12 protein-coding genes and 2 pseudogenes are annotated in these 13,840 nt (G+C 62.5%); 9 read left to right on the forward strand and 5 right to left on the reverse strand.

All coding sequences use genetic code 11. From position 1 onward, the window contains the following. Positions 1 to 68 precede the first annotated feature (68 nt). On the reverse strand, positions 69 to 470 hold the full coding sequence (locus tag CAK78_RS15050) for a hypothetical protein (protein ID WP_094697803.1): 402 nt from the start codon (positions 468 to 470) through the stop codon (positions 69 to 71). 274 nt (positions 471 to 744) lie between these two features. Here CAK78_RS15050 and CAK78_RS15055 point away from each other — a divergent pair, with 274 nt between their 5' ends. Beyond that, on the forward strand, positions 745 to 2,142 hold the full coding sequence (locus CAK78_RS15055) for a PepSY-associated TM helix domain-containing protein (RefSeq protein WP_094697804.1): 1,398 nt from the start codon (positions 745 to 747) through the stop codon (positions 2,140 to 2,142). A gap of 73 nt (positions 2,143 to 2,215) precedes the next feature. Here the strand turns inward: CAK78_RS15055 and CAK78_RS15060 are convergent, their stop codons facing one another. Together CAK78_RS15060 and CAK78_RS15065 are read right to left on the reverse strand one after the other, a co-directional pair. After that, a complete protein-coding gene (locus tag CAK78_RS15060; RefSeq protein ID WP_010635255.1) occupies positions 2,216 to 2,431 on the reverse strand; it encodes a DUF6500 family protein in 216 nt (71 codons plus the stop codon). Between the two features lie 103 nt (positions 2,432 to 2,534). Then, complete coding sequence (locus CAK78_RS15065; protein WP_005308387.1) at positions 2,535 to 3,440, reverse strand: 1,4-dihydroxy-2-naphthoate polyprenyltransferase; 906 nt, start codon at positions 3,438 to 3,440, stop codon at positions 2,535 to 2,537. 207 nt (positions 3,441 to 3,647) lie between these two features. Here CAK78_RS15065 and CAK78_RS15070 point away from each other — a divergent pair, with 207 nt between their 5' ends. From CAK78_RS15070 to CAK78_RS23390, 7 genes and pseudogenes are all read left to right on the forward strand, one after another. Further along, positions 3,648 to 4,994 carry an isochorismate synthase gene (locus CAK78_RS15070; protein ID WP_094697805.1) on the forward strand — a complete coding sequence of 449 codons (1,347 nt, stop codon included), beginning with the start codon at positions 3,648 to 3,650 and terminating at the stop codon, positions 4,992 to 4,994. Positions 4,995 to 5,027: 33 nt separating this feature from the next. Continuing rightward, a complete protein-coding gene (gene menD / locus CAK78_RS15075) occupies positions 5,028 to 6,758 on the forward strand; it encodes a 2-succinyl-5-enolpyruvyl-6-hydroxy-3-cyclohexene-1-carboxylic-acid synthase (RefSeq protein WP_094697806.1) in 1,731 nt (576 codons plus the stop codon). Further along, positions 6,748 to 7,518 carry a 2-succinyl-6-hydroxy-2,4-cyclohexadiene-1-carboxylate synthase gene (gene menH / locus CAK78_RS15080; RefSeq protein WP_094697807.1) on the forward strand — a complete coding sequence of 257 codons (771 nt, stop codon included), beginning with the start codon at positions 6,748 to 6,750 and terminating at the stop codon, positions 7,516 to 7,518. The genes menD and menH overlap by 11 nt, the downstream gene beginning before the upstream one ends. After that, positions 7,511 to 8,371 (forward strand): 1,4-dihydroxy-2-naphthoyl-CoA synthase, encoded by an 861-nt coding sequence (gene menB / locus CAK78_RS15085; protein ID WP_005308376.1) that lies wholly within the window; start codon positions 7,511 to 7,513, stop codon positions 8,369 to 8,371. The genes menH and menB overlap by 8 nt, the downstream gene beginning before the upstream one ends. Beyond that, positions 8,371 to 9,300, forward strand: a complete 930-nt coding sequence (gene menC / locus CAK78_RS15090) for an o-succinylbenzoate synthase (protein WP_094697808.1) — start codon at positions 8,371 to 8,373, stop codon at positions 9,298 to 9,300. The genes menB and menC overlap by 1 nt, the downstream gene beginning before the upstream one ends. Positions 9,301 to 9,310: 10 nt before the next feature. Next, positions 9,311 to 10,717: an AMP-binding protein gene (locus CAK78_RS15095; protein WP_094697809.1), complete on the forward strand. Its 1,407-nt coding sequence runs from the start codon at positions 9,311 to 9,313 to the stop codon at positions 10,715 to 10,717. 301 nt (positions 10,718 to 11,018) lie between these two features. Next, positions 11,019 to 12,246 (forward strand): annotated as a pseudogene (locus tag CAK78_RS23390) (winged helix-turn-helix domain-containing protein). A 2-nt stretch (positions 12,247 to 12,248) separates the two neighbouring features. Here the strand turns inward: CAK78_RS23390 and CAK78_RS15105 are convergent. Together CAK78_RS15105 and CAK78_RS15110 are read right to left on the reverse strand one after the other, a co-directional pair. Continuing rightward, positions 12,249 to 12,788, reverse strand: coding sequence for a fimbrial protein (locus CAK78_RS15105; protein WP_094697810.1), 540 nt, complete (start codon positions 12,786 to 12,788; stop codon positions 12,249 to 12,251). A gap of 8 nt (positions 12,789 to 12,796) precedes the next feature. Then, on the reverse strand, positions 12,797 to 13,603 hold the full coding sequence (locus CAK78_RS15110; protein ID WP_254924797.1) for a fimbrial protein: 807 nt from the start codon (positions 13,601 to 13,603) through the stop codon (positions 12,797 to 12,799). Between the two features lie 33 nt (positions 13,604 to 13,636). Between CAK78_RS15110 and CAK78_RS15115 the strand changes: the two are divergent. Beyond that, a pseudogene (locus CAK78_RS15115) lies at positions 13,637 to 13,840 on the forward strand (IS5/IS1182 family transposase); the annotation flags it as partial.

The following is a 13,840-nucleotide window of genomic DNA, read 5'->3' on the forward strand; positions in this document are numbered from 1 at the left end:
CCCCCTGATCTGCCGTGAGTTCGAGATGGGTGAGCCGGACTGTATCGACGAACGGGACAAGTGGTTTATCAGACTGGATTGAGCCCGGCCAGTTGCTGCTCCAGCCAGTGCAGCGCCTCGTCGGTCTGCTCGAAGTACCGGATCCCCTCAAACGGCAAGCCGCTGAACACCTGATCCGCCAGATACTGCTTGAAACTGCCCGCCAGCACCACCGCCAGAAAGGCGCAACCATTGCTGGCACACCACTCGAACTGACGGCGAAAACGGGCAAGCACCTCGGGCCCGGCCGCCTCGAATTCGGTCGCCACCTCGACTATGCCCCAGGGGCCGGCACTCAGGCTGGCGATCTGCTGGCTGAACTGCGCCTCATAGGCCATGGCCCCCGCCAGATTGAAGGGGCCGCTCGGCCGGCAGATCAGCACCTGGCCCTGTCGCTGCATCTCGAAATGGCCGTGGGGTCGCAACTTCACGTCTGCCTCCTTCCCTGGATTCTTCGCCGTGCAAGCACTCTCTTATGTTGCAACAAGGTAATGATCTCTCTGCCAAAAGTCCATTTTGACAAGGTTCGGCCAGAGGGGATTGCGCCACCTTCTGACCGGCGGCAAAGCGGTCCGGCGTGCACTCGGCTACCTCCTCGGCCAGCCATCATGTTCTGTTGCAGTTAACAAAACGTTGCTGTTATCATCCGCGCCGCCACCAACATTCCCCCAACTGAAACGTTAACCCAAGGCGCAAGGAACAGAGATGAAAAATCGGGACGCGAACCACTATCAGCGCATCTGGCGCTGGCACTTCTATGCGGGTCTCTTCGTCGCCCCCTTCCTGATCCTGCTCTCGCTGACCGGGATCGTCTATCTGTTCAAGCCCCAGCTCGACAACCTCATGTACCCCGAGCTGATGAAGGTCGCCCCCGTCAGCCAATCGCTCAGCGCCGACCAGTTGCTGGTCAAGGTGATGGCGGCCATGCCGGACGCCAGCCTGAGCAAATACCTGCCCCCCACAGGCCCGGAGGCCAGCGCCCAGTTCATCGTCCGCCAGGGAGGCAGCGAGCTGACCCTGTTCCTCGATCCCGCCAGTGGCGCCCTGCTCGGCACCATGGACAACAAGTGGAATCTGCAGGCGGTGGCGCGCGCCCTGCACGCCGATCTGCTGCTCGGCAACACCGGGGATCGACTGATCGAGCTGGCCGCCGGCTGGGGAATCGTGCTGCTCATCAGCGGGCTCTATCTCTGGTGGCCACGCAAGGGGCCAGGGGTTGGCGGCATCCTGTGGCCGCGCCGCAGCCAGCGCGGCCGGCTCTGGTGGCGCGACCTGCACGCCGTGGTCGGCTTCTGGGGCGCCGGTTTCCTGCTGCTGCTGCTCTTGAGCGGCATGACCTGGACCGGCTTCTGGGGCGATCAGTTTGCCGCCGTCTGGAACCGTTTCCCGGCTGCCATGTGGAACGAGGTGCCCAAGTCGGCACCCCTGGCCCGCAGCCTCAACCATGCCCACCAGCAGACCGTGCCCTGGGCGGTGGAGAACACCCCCATCCCCAGCTCGGCCGAGCCCAAGGCCCACGACCACAGCGCCATGGGACACGGTGGCGAGCACGACGGCATGGTGATGGCGGAGCACCGCATCCCGCTGCAGCAGGTGGTGGAGATCGCCGCCGCACGCCGGGTCACGCCGGGCTACAGCATCACGCCGCCGGCCGGGGCGAGCGGTGTCTACACCATCGCCATCTTTGCCGATGATCCGCGCAACGACGCCACCCTGCACATCGATCAATACAGCGGCAAGGTGCTGGCGGACGTGCGCTGGCAGGACTACGGTCCGGTCGCCAAGACGGTGGAAACCGGCGTCATGCTGCACATGGGCAAGCTCTACGGTTGGCCGCATCAGCTCGCCATGCTGCTCATCTGCCTGCTGGTGTTGCTGAGCTCGGTGAGCGGGCTCTGGATCTGGTGGAGCCGTCGTCCGCAGGGCCGCCTCGCCGCCCCGCCGCTGCCGGCCAGCCTGCCCCCCATGCGCGGTGCCCTTGCCCTGCTGATCCTGCTCGGCATCTGCTTCCCGCTGGTGGGCGGCTCCATGCTGGTGATCTGGCTGCTGGACAGCCTGCTCTTCGCCCGCCGTCGGGCTCCCAGGCTGGCACGGGCCAGCTAGTTGCAGGCCTGCGTTACCTCATGCACCAGCCAGCGGGCTCCCGAATGGGAGCCCGCTGGTTTTCAACCCGTCTTTACTCCTGCTCCACCAGCTGGAGGATCTTCCTCGCCTTCTCGAAGTGATCGAGGCGCTGGGTCTGGATCCACCAGGTCGCCGCCTCCATCAGCAACTCGGGATCATCGTTGCGGTTGGCAAAAAACGCATAGAAGGAGACACCGACCGTCTCCCCCTTCTGGGCAATCTTTTGCTGACACACCTGGATGATCTTCTGCTTGAGCGAGTCGCGCATGGCGGCCCTCCTGGCCGATGAGTGAATGGCCGGACAGCATACCCCAACCAGCAAAAAGGCTCCCCTGCGGGAGCCTTTCTTCATTGCCAGACAAGGTCGCGACTCAGGAGAGTGCCAGCCCGATGGAGAGCAGCAGGCTGTAGAGGAAAGCGCTGATGGCGGTCTTCTTGAGCGAACCGGTCAGCACCTCGCCATCGAAGCTCTGGCGCAGGGTTCGGGCGGCATCGGTGAGCGGCTTCATGGCGGGCAGGAAGATCCAGGGCCAGAAGCTGGCAGGCTGGGTCAGGATGAAGGCGATGGTCGCCAGCAGCGCCGCCCCCAGCAGCACCCAGTGATAGGCGATGGCCCGGTTGCGACCGAGCCGCACCGCCAGGGTGATCTTGCCGCTGGCGGCGTCGGTCTCGATGTCGCGCACATTGTTGATGTTGAGCACCGCGGTGGCCAGCAGGCCACAGGCGGTGGCCGGCAGCAGCAGATCCCACTGCAGGGTTTTGGTGAACAGGTAGTAGGAGCCGAGTACCCCCAGCAGACCGAAGAAGAGGAACACCGAGATGTCGCCGAAGCCGCGATAGCCGTAGGGAGTCTTGCCCACCGTGTAGGTGACGGCGGCCACGATGGCGGCACCGCCCAGCAGCACGAAGGTGAGGATCTGCAGCCACTGATCGCCGAAGGCGCAGCCCAGCAGGGCGAGGCCGCTAACCACGGCGGCCAGGGCGGTCAGCGCCATGGCCACGCACATCTGCTTGCGGGTGATGAGGCCGGAGACCACGGCGCGCTGGGGGCCGATCCGCTCGCCATTGTCCGCCCCGGATACCGCATCCCCATAGTCATTGGCCAGATTGGAGAGGATCTGCAGCAGAATGGCGGTCAGCAGGGAGAGCGCCATGATGGTGCCGTCGAAGGCGCCGCGGCTGGCCGCCAGCCCGGATCCCAGCAAAATGGAGGAGCACGCCAGCGGCAACGTTCGCAAACGCGCCGCCAGCAACCAAATAGATAAGGTATTTGTCATATTGTGATGGCCAAACAATCAGATATTGATCGTGTTAAGGGTTATCGAACCGGATTTCGGTATACTTGGCCCCTCGGGAGTTGGCTCCCCGGGCGATTTACATGGACGAATGGGCAGATAATATATAGGAATAATCGCTCCTTTGGCATAAACCAACGGCATCCTTCTGCAGGATGGACCGTCACTATCGGCTCATAGACGAAATCCATGTTGGCTCAGACCCATATCAAGCAACAACTGGACGCCCTGCGTCATGGCAATGCCAGCGGCTTCGTGCGACTGCGCGTCGCGATCGAGGTTCGCTCCTTTCTGGGCTGGCTGGCGGCGCAGACTCTCTATCCCCGCATCTATTGGCATGCCAGAGGACAGGACAAACCCGAATACGTGGCACTGGGCTGCCTGCGTGAGCTGACCAAGCCCCAGGCGATCCGCCAGGTCTGCGAGCACACCAGCCAGCCCCATGACGACAGCCCCCGCTACTATGGCGGGCTGGCATTCGACCCCACCCAGCCTGGATGGCAGGGATTCGGCCCCTGTCGTTTCGTGCTGCCCCGCATCGAGCTGGTGCGCCGTGGCGAGTGCGTCACCCTCTGCCTCAACCTCTGGCTGCCGGAGCAGACTGGCAGCGATGCCTTCGAGGCCGAACTGCTGGCCGCCGCCGCCGCCCTCGACGCCCTCCAGCCGGAGGCGCCCCTGCCCCCGCTAGCCCGCCACCCGTGGCAGCGGGAAGATTGCCCGAGCCAACCCCAGTGGCAGACCCTGGTCGAGCAGGTGACCGCCGCCGATTTCCAGGCCCACACCCCCAAGGTGGTGCTGTCGCGCCAGAGCCGGCTCACCCATGAGGGTGCCACGAATGCCACCGAGCCGCAGGCCGTCGCCCCCTGGTCGCTGCTGGCCAGTTGGGCACAGCACGGTCAGGACTGCTTTCACTTCGGCTTCCAGTTTTCCCCCGAGCAGAGCTTCATCGCCTGCTCCCCCGAGCGGCTCTATCGCCGCGAACAGCAGCACCTCTTCACCGAGGCACTGGCGGGCACCATCCGCCGCTCCGGCGACGAGGCGACCGACGCGGCGCTGGCCGCCGAGCTGCTGGCCGACAGCAAGAACCGGCTGGAAAACCGGCTGGTGCACGCCGACATCCTCAGCCGGCTGGCACCGCTCACCACAGATGCCAGCCTGACCGAGCCGCGCATTCTCAAACTGCGGCTGCTGCAGCACCTCAAGTGCGACATCGAGGCCGAACTCAAGCCCGGCGTCTGCGACTGGCAACTGCTGGAGGCGCTGCACCCCACCCCGGCGGTGGGCGGCGCTCCGCGCGAGGCGGCGCTGGCTTTCATCCGCGAGCGCGAGCCCTATGATCGCGGCTGGTATGCCGGCGCCTGCGGCATGCTGAGCCGGGAAACCTCCGAGTTCTCGGTCGCCATCCGCAGCGCCCGCATCACGGCGCAGGCCATCACCCTGTTTGCCGGCGCCGGCATCGTCGCGGGTTCCGAGCCTGCCGCCGAGTGGGCCGAACTCGACAACAAGATCGCCAATGTGCTCTCCCTGCTGGGATAGCGTTTCTCATCGACTCCTCACCACGAGAGCCTCATGTCTGCCAGCCAAGCGTTCGCCAGTCACCATGCCACCTTCAACCACGTCTGGTCTTCCCTCTTGCTGGAGGAGCTCTTTCGCCTCGGCGTGCGCGATATCGCACTGGCCTCCGGCTCCCGCTCGGCACCGCTCACCATGGCGGCCGCCGCGCACCCCGGCTTTCGCCGCCATCTGCACTTTGACGAGCGCGGTCTCGGTTTCATGGCGCTGGGGCTGGCCAAGGGCAGTGGCCGCCCGGTGGCGGTGATCATGACCTCGGGCACCGCGGTGGCCAACCTCTGGCCGGCGGTGGCCGAGGCCCAGCTCACCGGCGTGCCGCTCATCATTCTCTCGGCCGACCGGCCGCCCGAGCTCATCGACAACGGGGCCAACCAGGCCATCGACCAGCAGGGGATCTTCGGCCACTACCCCGTCTATCAGCAGAACCTGCCGAGCCCCACCGCCAGCATCCCGGCCGCCTTCGTGCTGAGCTCGGTGGATCAGGCGCTGGCCCAGCAGGCGCGTACGCCGGGGCCGGTGCACTTCAACTGCATGTACCCGGAGCCCCTCTATCCGGGCGATGAGTACCTGGATTTTTCCACCTACCTGGCCCCCCTCGGCGACTGGCTCCGCTCGTCCGAGCCCTGGAGCCCCTGGCAACTGGCGCAGGCCCCCTGCCCCTGTCAGCCCGACTGGGACGAGCTGCAGGGCAAGCGCGGCCTCATCGTCGCCGGCCGTATTCAGGCTCCCGCCCAGGCCAAGGCGGTCGCCGCGCTGGCCGAGCGGCTCGGCTGGCCCCTGCTGGCCGATCTGCAGAGCCAGCTGCGCTTCGATGGCCGCAACCTGGTGCACGCCGATCTCGCCCTGCAACACAGCGGCTTCGTGGCCGAACTGGCCCGCGCCGAGGTGCTGCTGCAATTTGGCGCCCGTCTCATCTCCAAGCGGCTCGGTCAGTTCATCAAGCAGCACTCCTGGCAGGATTACTGGCTGGTGGATCCGCAGCCGGCACGGCTCGACCCGGACTACCGGCTGCGCCGCCGCCTGCTGTGCGAGCCCGACGCCTTTGCCGCCGCCCATCCGGTGGCGCATTCGCACCTGCCCTGGCACCGGCTGGCGGAGCGCCAGCAGTCCGTGAGTCTGCAGGTGCGCAGCGCCTGCGAGCGCTTCTCCGAGCTCGGGGTGTGCCATCGCCTGAACCAGCTGATCAGGGGCCAGCTGTTCGTTGGCAACAGCATGCCGGCCCGGCTGATGGACATGCTCGGCGAGGCGGGCAAGGGCCCCAGCCGGCTGATGACCAACCGCGGCGCCTCCGGCATCGACGGACTCATCGCCACCGCCTACGGCTTCGCACAATCGATCGAGCCGGACAGCGACGAGCCCACCACCCTGCTGCTCGGGGATCTCAGCGCCCTGCATGATCTCAACAGCCTGGCGCTGCTTGGCAAGGCGAGCCGGCCGCTGGTGGTGATCCTGCTCAACAACGATGGCGGCAGCATCTTTCGCATGCTGCCGGTGCCGACCAAGGACGCGCTGCTGGAGACCTACTACTGCCTGCCTCACGGCCTGCACTTCGAGCACGCCGCCGCCATGTTCGGCCTCCACTACCGGGCGCCGGCCACCCTCGCCGACTTTGAGCGGGACTACGCCGCCGCGCTGGAAAAGGGGGTAACGCTGATTGAAATCAAGGTCCCCAGCAGCGAAGTCGCCGAGGATCTGAAGGCACTGGGAAGCGCGATCCGTGGCAGCTAGTGCCGACCAGCCGACGCTGGTGCTGCTGCACGGCCTGCTCGGCGATGCCAACGACTGGCAACCCGTGCAGGCGGCCCTGGCCGACCTCCCCAGCCTGGCGCTGGATCTGCCGGGCCACGGCAGCAACCAGGCTGTGCGGGTGAGCGGTTTTGACCAGGCTCACCGCTGGCTGTGCGACGAGCTGGCCGCCCGCGGCATCGACCACTACCGGCTGGCAGGCTATTCGCTGGGGGGGCGGTTCGCCCTCTATCACGCCAGCCAGGCGCCGGTTGGACTGCAGGCCCTGCTGCTGGAAAACTGCCACCCCGGCCTGCCCGCCGAAGAGCGCGCTGCGCGCCTGACCCACGACGAGGGCTGGGCCCGGCGCTTCGAGCAGGAGCCCCTGGCGAGCGTGCTGGCCGACTGGTATCGGCAGGGGGTGTTCGCCGATCTGGACGAGGATTCCCGCGCCCGCCAGATAACCCGCCGCCTTGGCAACGATGGCAAGGCCGTGGCCGCCATGCTGCGCGCCACCTCCCTTGGCAAGCAGCCGAACCTGGCCCCCTGGCTGGCGCAAGGCACGCTGCCGGTCACCTGGGTGAGCGGCAAGCGGGATCACAAATTCCATCAGCTGGCTTGCCTCATGGCGAGTCAGCAGAGCAAAATCAACCACTTGGAGCTGGATGGCGGCCACAACCTGCATGCCCACCAGCCTGAGGCCTTTGCCCGGCTCCTCGCGGAGTGGGTCAACCAACAACAAGAAGAGAAGCGTCATGATTGAAGCAATGACTGAAGCGGAACTCTATGCCCCCGTCGAGTGGCGTGATTGCTCCGCCGGTTACGAGGACATCCTCTATCACAAGTCCGGCGATGGCATTGCCAAGATCACCATCAACCGCCCCCAGGTGCGCAACGCCTTCCGCCCCCGCACCGTCAAAGAGATGCTGCAGGCGCTGGCCGATGCCCGCTACGACGATCAAGTCGGCACCATCATCCTGACCGGCTTCGGTGAAAAAGCCTTCTGCGCCGGTGGCGACCAGAAGATCCGCGGCGACTACGGTGGCTACCGCGATGACGAGGGGACCCATCACCTCAACGTGCTCGACTTCCAGCGCGACATCCGTACCTGCCCGAAACCGGTCGTTGCCATGGTGGCCGGCTACGCGGTCGGCGGCGGCCACGTGCTGCACATGATGTGCGATCTGACCATCGCCGCCGACAACGCCCAGTTCGGCCAGACCGGCCCGAAAGTGGGCTCCTTCGACGGCGGCTGGGGTGCCTCCTACATGGCGCGCATCGTCGGCCAGAAGAAGGCCCGCGAGATCTGGTTCCTCTGCCGCATGTACGATGCCAAGCAAGCCCTCGACATGGGCCTGGTCAATACCGTCGTACCGCTGGCGGAGCTGGAGCGTGAAACCGTGCGCTGGTGCCGCGAGATGCTGCAGAACAGCCCGATGGCGCTGCGCTGCCTGAAGGCCGCCCTCAACGCCGACTGCGACGGCCAGGCCGGCTTGCAGGAGCTGGCGGGGAATGCCACCATGCTGTTCTACATGACCGAAGAGGGTCAGGAAGGGCGCAACGCGTTCAACGAGAAACGCCGTCCCGACTTCTCCAAATACAAGCGGAATCCCTGATGACACTCGCTCTCTATCGCTACCAACTGCCTTTTACCCAGCCCCTGACCTTTCACGGCAAGGTGGAGGTGGCGCGAGAGGGCCTGCTGGTCCGCGTTGACGACGGCTGGGGGGAGATAGCCCCCCTGCCCGGCTTCTCCCGCGAGAGCCTGGCCGAGGCGCAAGCCGAAGCCATCGCCAGTCTGGAGCTGCTGGCTGCGGGGCAAGATATCGCCCCGCAGCTTCCTTCGGTGCAATTCGGGCTGGACTGTGCCCGCCGCTGCTGGCCTGCCCAGACAGCCCCGCTGCCCGAACCCTATCCCCTTATTCAGGGCTCCCCCCAGGAGCTGCTGAAGAACTGGAAGAACTGGCTGCACAAGACCCCGAACAAGGCAAAGCTGAAGGTGGCCCGTTACCCCATGCGCGACGAGCTGGCACTGATCCGCCTGCTGTGCGACCGCATCCCTACCCTCAAGCTGGTGCTGGACGCCAACCAGGGCTGGACCCGCGAGGAGGCCTGGTCCTTTTGCGGTCATCTGGACCCGAACCGGATCGAGTATCTGGAAGACCCCTGCGCCGACTTTGCCGACATCGCCTTCGTGGCCAATCGCACCGGCATGCCGGTGGCCATCGACGAGCTGCTGGCCCAGGGCAAGCCGTGGGAGCCCATTCCCCAGCTGCGCGCCCTGGTGCTCAAGCCAACCCTGCTCGGGTCGCTGGCCCATTGCGAGGCGCTGGTGGCCAGGGCCCGCGAGCTGCGTCTCAAGGTGATCGTCTCCTCCTGCTTCGAATCCGGCCTCGGCCTGAACCAGCTGTTCCATCTGGCTGGCGAATGGGCACCGGAGCAGGCCCCCGGCCTGGATACCCGGCGCTGGCTGGCCGCCGATCTGCTGGACGCCGCCGGCAAACCCGACCTGAGCCTGCTGGAGCCCCTGTTTCACCGTGATTGAAGGGGCCTGCATGCCACCCTTGTCTGACCATCACTCCCATCCCGAACCCTGCCCGGTGCGTCACTGGGCGCGGTTCGCCCCGAACCACATCGCCATTCATGCCGCTGTCCCGCTCACCTACCGGCAACTGGACGCCAGGCTCAACAGCCTGTGCCAACAACTGGCCATGGCCGGCCTGCAACCGGGGGATCGCCTCGCCGCCGTGGTACGCGGTGCGCTGGAAGATGTGCTGCTGGCCTGGGCCTGCGTGCGCAGCGGTATCCTCTTCTGCCCACTCAACCCCGCCTTTCCTCTGACGCGGCAAACGGAGCTGGCGACCCTGCTCGCCGTCAGAGCCTGCTGGTCGACAAGCGAGATCCCGGCCGGTAGCTGGCAACCACTACGGCTCGACTTCACCCGCGAGCTGGCGGCAGACGAGGACGACTGCATTCTGGATCCTGCCCGGCTCAACAACATGATCCTCACCTCGGGTTCCAGCGGCACGCCCAAGGCCGTGGTACACCGGCTGGCCAACCACCTGGCCTCGGCGCGGGGCTCGGCCACCGTAATCCCGCTCGACGCCGAATGCGGCTGGCTGCTCTCCCTGCCGCTGTTTCATGTCGGCGGCTACGCCATCCTGTTTCGGGTCTTTCTGGCGGGCGCAGCCCTGGTGCTGGATGATCGCAGCCGCCCGCTCAGGGAGCGGCTCGAACAACAACCCATCACCCATCTCTCCCTGGTGCCGACCCAGCTCTGGCGACTACTGGCACAGGGCTTCGATCCCGCTCGCACCCGATTGCGTGAGCTGCTGCTCGGGGGGGCCGCCATTCCCCAACCGCTGGTGAGCAGGCTCACCGCCATGGGGCTGCTGCCCAAGGTGAGTTACGGCCTCTCCGAGATGGGCAGCCAGGTCTGCACCGGCCGGCCGACCACCGCCGGCGTGGTGGGTCAGGCGCTGCCGGGACGGGAGGTCTGCATCCGCCAGGGGGAGATCTGCGTGCGCGGCGAGACGCTGTTTGCGGGCTATTTCAAGGAAGGGGGGCTGACGCTGCCGCTCGACGAGGACGGCTGGTTCCACACCCGCGACAAGGGGCATTTCACCGCGAATGGCGAACTGGTGGTGGAGGGGCGGCTCGACAACCTCTTCATCTCGGGGGGCGAGAACATCCAGCCAGAGACCATAGAGCAGCGACTGGTGGATCACCCCGCCGTGGCGCAGGCGCTGGTGGTGCCGGTGCCAAGCGACGAGTGGGGGCAGAGGCCCGCCGCCTTCATCGACTGGCATGGCGAGCCGGTGCCCCCTGCCGAACTGGCGGCCTGGATCAGGCAGGCCCTGCCTGGCTTCATGGTGCCGGACCAGTGGCACCCCTGGCCCGATCTCGGGGGCCAACTCAAGCCGCAGCGCAGGCAATATCAACGCATGTTGCAGGCTGAATAATCAACCCTGCGACAATTTCAGACATGACGGAGCCATCCAAATACACACTTTATTCGAAAGAAAATGCTGGCAGCGTCAAAATACCCCTCCAAGGCAGGGGGAAGTGAGAACGATTACATACACGGTCCTCTTTTTGCGCATTTTTTGAACTGCACGAGTCGACTGTAGTACCATATCCCCCGCCATGTATTTAAACACAAAGGTAACTACTTGATAGTTAAAGGTATTGCTGATTTCCCATTATTTGAACAAAGACTGCATGATGGTAAAATGCTCTCCTTGGCAGTAAGACGAGTCACACATGAGTAACAAAAATTATAAAATTGCAGAGGATATCTTTTTCTCCGCTGCAATATTCCGACTCTCGAAAGGAGACAAGGACATCAAGCTCAGCAACAAGGAAGCCGAGCTGCTCGAGATGCTGTGTGATGAGGCAGGCACTGTCATTGCCAGAAGCAAACTGCAGGATGCCTTGTGGCCAAACCAGGACAATACCGACACCAACCTGAACCGGCAGATCCTCTCGTTGAGACGAAAGCTGGAGTCATTCGGTTTGATGGATGCGATCGATACTATTCCGCGCGTGGGATATATCTTCTGCGCCCCCATTGAAGTGGCCGGAGAGAGCGAGGAGACAGTGTCGAATGAAGAAATTCAGACGATCGCCCCCACCAATGCCCCCCAGGCCAGACGACAATATACCCGTCGCAGATATGATCGCTATTTCAGCCCAAAGCGTATTCTGCTGGTTTCACTCTTGCTGGCATCACTGACCGCACTGGTCATCATCATATATCACTAATGTCACGGCCAATACGCTGCGCACCATCAATCTTGGCCTTATATGACCAGTGAGACAGAAAAGGCCTTGAAGGTAAAAATCGATGCCCTCTCGCCGCTGATCCAGAAAATTTCTCGCAAGGATGATGAACAGGTATCAATGCTGGTTGGCAAAGAAGCCATCAGTTATTTTTACATCGACAACAACAGTCGCCAGTTGTCAGAAAATGTTTTTTTATTGCGCAATGGTCATCCGCTTGCCGAAGAGGTGCAATGCGTTATTTCCACCATGGCCCAACAGGGAAAGAATGTTTCCCATAACTATTACAACAATGCTGACACCACAGTTCGATATCACAGCAATTGCCAGGCACCGGATAACTGGGTTGAGCTGACCAGAAAGAACAAGTTCATTGTTACGCTGAGCCGTGAAATAGTCGTAGCAACCATCATAGCTACCGATAGCCAGGGTCAGACGCTGTTCAATCTTGATTCTGTCGGGGATCTGGAGCGGGATGATGGCGATATCTTGGTAGAGGTGAAAAATACCATCGTCAATTTCATTGATCAAAAAGCACTGACCAATAACGGCATGGTGGCAACCCTCGTAGCTGCCTTGACCCCCCCCCAAACAAAAAGCACTGTTTGTGCAGTTGCCGGGGGGCATTTACCTGTCCAGTTATCTGGGCGGCGTCATCAGCTGGCCCAGTCTGGGAAATTCAAAGGTCATTCAGCGCAATGACTTCTGACCTTATTCATAGGCAACGATGAAGTTGGCCACGGCGGAATAATCCCCCGGCAGGATGGTCTTGGCGGCCAGCGCGTCCGGATGCCCTTCTACCCGGGCAAAGAACTGCAGCTCATTGTCTGCTGCACCGCCCAGCAGATAACCGCGGGAGGGGGTGCCCAGATCCAGCGGTGACTGGGTCACGTCATAGAGACGGATCCCGGCGCCCTTGGCCATCCCGGCGGTAAACGCCAGCCCGCCAGTGAGCTGAGCGTCCTGCGAGCCGGTAAAGGTGACCTTGGCCATGCGATATATACCCGGCTTGCAATTGGTCAGCCGAATGGAGAAAGGCACCTGCTCCCCGGCCCCGTTGGCATAGAGCTGCTTGACATCTACTACTCCCATCTCCACTGCCTGATCGGCCGACTCGGGGGCAATCGCACACGGCTGATCGATGATCCGGCCATGGAGATGGAGCTCTCCTCCAAGAAGCTCAAGGTCATCAGCCGCTGCATTGACCCACAGCGGGAAAATCAGCAACCCAAAACAGCCTAAGCGCAACATATCGACTCCTACTGGAATGACGCAACAATTGTACCGGTTGCATAGAAATCACCAGCAGCGACTTCAGCACCGGCTGGACTTATCGGGGCGGCAATAAACCCCCAGTCACCGATATTTCCCTGCATGGATACTGGATACCAGTCATTCAGATTCAATGTCGAACCATCCAGCTGTTTGAATTTGATGCCAAGATTATTGATAACCTCACCGCCATTATATCCACTTCGAGTAGTTCTGAGATAATTCTGACTAAATGAAGTCGGCTTGCCGGAAATGGCGAGATTTATTTTCAATGAGGCTTCTTTATCAAACACACCGCCACTGCATACAAAGTTAAGCGCTACTGTTTTCTCATGGTTGTTACCATCCAACCCGGTGCCAGGCAAATCACCGAAGTCGACCTCTATCGTCTCTCCTCCATTGATCTTGCATTCTTCTGGCACATACAGCACGGATGACTTGATGACGATTCTGGACATGACCTCGTTATTGAATCCGGAATCCGTTCTGCCCAGACGACCAAACATCTCGACTATTTCATGGTCGTCGATTTGTACACCATTGATAATGGGTTTACGAACGCGAAACGTCACAATGCCCTTGCTACCACTTCTAAAACCAAAATCTGCAGAGCCCTTGCTCTTGTAGCAAGTAAACTGACCCTGATTGGATTCTTCAGTGAAAGGGGCAGTAACATACGCCCGACGATTACCTTCAATCCAAATATCAACCTTGAGATCCAAAAACTCATTTAGCTTGACAAATCCACCACCAACACTGGGGAAAGTGCGAACAAGTCCTTGATGTGAGATCATGAACCCCACTTGGCATCAGGGATGAGGTTCAGCATGAGTCACCAGCTCACCTTCGCGGACTGCGAGTTCAATGGCAAACGCCGTAAAACCCGTAAAGAGATATTCTTGGCTCGCATGGAGGCTGTGCTCCCATGGCCAAGGATGCTGGGGGTCATCGAACCCGTCTATCCCAAAGCTGGTAACGGGCGTCGTCCCTACCCACTCGATACCATGCTCCGCATTCACTGTATGCAGCAG

Origin of the sequence: Aeromonas sp. A35_P, from assembly GCF_002259925.1 — a bacterium.
Lineage (GTDB): Bacteria > Pseudomonadota > Gammaproteobacteria > Enterobacterales > Aeromonadaceae > Aeromonas > Aeromonas dhakensis.

Bases quoted from the DNA above. Each gene is read 5' to 3' on its own strand.
- CAK78_RS15055 (WP_094697804.1), top strand. From the start codon at position 745: ATGAAAAATCGGGACGCGAACCACTATCAGCGCATCTGGCGCTGGCAC.
- CAK78_RS15060 (WP_010635255.1), bottom strand. From the start codon at position 2,431: ATGCGCGACTCGCTCAAGCAGAAGATCATCCAGGTGTGTCAGCAAAAG.
- CAK78_RS15065 (WP_005308387.1), bottom strand. From the start codon at position 3,440: ATGACAAATACCTTATCTATTTGGTTGCTGGCGGCGCGTTTGCGAACG.
- CAK78_RS15070 (WP_094697805.1), top strand. From the start codon at position 3,648: ATGTTGGCTCAGACCCATATCAAGCAACAACTGGACGCCCTGCGTCAT.
- menD (WP_094697806.1), top strand. From the start codon at position 5,028: ATGTCTGCCAGCCAAGCGTTCGCCAGTCACCATGCCACCTTCAACCAC.
- menB (WP_005308376.1), top strand. From the start codon at position 7,511: ATGATTGAAGCAATGACTGAAGCGGAACTCTATGCCCCCGTCGAGTGG.
- menC (WP_094697808.1), top strand. From the start codon at position 8,371: ATGACACTCGCTCTCTATCGCTACCAACTGCCTTTTACCCAGCCCCTG.
- CAK78_RS15095 (WP_094697809.1), top strand. From the start codon at position 9,311: ATGCCACCCTTGTCTGACCATCACTCCCATCCCGAACCCTGCCCGGTG.
- CAK78_RS15105 (WP_094697810.1), bottom strand. From the start codon at position 12,788: ATGTTGCGCTTAGGCTGTTTTGGGTTGCTGATTTTCCCGCTGTGGGTC.
- CAK78_RS15110 (WP_254924797.1), bottom strand. From the start codon at position 13,603: ATGATCTCACATCAAGGACTTGTTCGCACTTTCCCCAGTGTTGGTGGT.